This is a genomic window from Lysobacter sp. CA199, from assembly GCF_052078715.1.
In the GTDB taxonomy this organism is placed as follows: Bacteria; Pseudomonadota; Gammaproteobacteria; order Xanthomonadales; family Xanthomonadaceae; genus Lysobacter.
Genome location: NZ_JBQJIL010000039.1, coordinates 1 through 863, shown reverse-complemented (window position 1 = coordinate 863; position 863 = coordinate 1). Strand labels below are relative to the sequence as shown.

Below are 863 nucleotides of genomic sequence, written 5' to 3'. Positions count from 1 at the left end.
AAGTGTCGCAATTGTCGCAATGTCGCAGCGGGTCCAGCTCCGCGCGCGCAGCCGTGCGAATGACCTTCCCCGATTCCCTGACCACGATCCCGGAGCCATTCATGGGCCGACTGGCCGACGCGATGACGCCTGCCATGCCGACGACAACGCAACCGCGTACCGACTTCCTGGCCGCCTTCGCCGACGCCTGCGCGGCGGTCGGGGTGTCGTGGCCCGAACTGCGGGCTGCGGTTTCTGACGCCGACCTCGTCGCCGCCGTCGAGGCGATGGCGCACTATCCCGACCCGACGGCGTTGCTGCGCACGTACGTGCGCGCCGTCCTGGCCGACGCCGACCGCGCGCTCGGGCACCGGACCGATGATGAAACCGTCGCCGCCTTGTGCCGCCGCTGCGGGCCGGTGTGGGTGACGCCGCGCGCGACGGCAATGGTGCCGACCCTGGCCGGTTGGCCGCGCATCGTCGGCTGTCCCTGGTGCCGCCTGCATTCCCGTATCGCGATCCCGCGTCCGCGCGTGATGTGTGCGATGTGCCGGCATTACCGGCCGGATCGGATCAATCCCGACGGCGGCATGGGCCACTGTGCCGCCGTGCATTCTGACGGTCGCGCGGAGTCTTCGGTTTGGCAGCATCGCGCGCGGGAATGCAGTCGATTCCACCCCATCGAAGCGTGAGCATGGGTCGTGCAACGTCGCCTGCGAAAACTGCCAGAATTCCAATAGTTTCCAATCCCGCCTACACCGCGCGCGGGCTGGGATGAGGAACCCGCCGACGTTGCAGGTGCGAACCGTATTGCAGGCGCTGGAACTAGCGAAGGTTCGCGGCTTGCCCCCCCCGATGCGGTTCAGTCCCAGGAAGGACCCGGA

1 protein-coding gene is annotated in these 863 nt (G+C 68.3%); it reads left to right on the top strand.

From position 1 onward, the window contains the following. A partial coding sequence (locus ACTOWJ_RS29370) for a hypothetical protein (RefSeq protein ID WP_441338180.1) occupies window positions 1-671 on the top strand: 671 nt, incomplete at its 5' end. Between the last annotated feature and the right edge of the window lie 192 nt (window positions 672-863).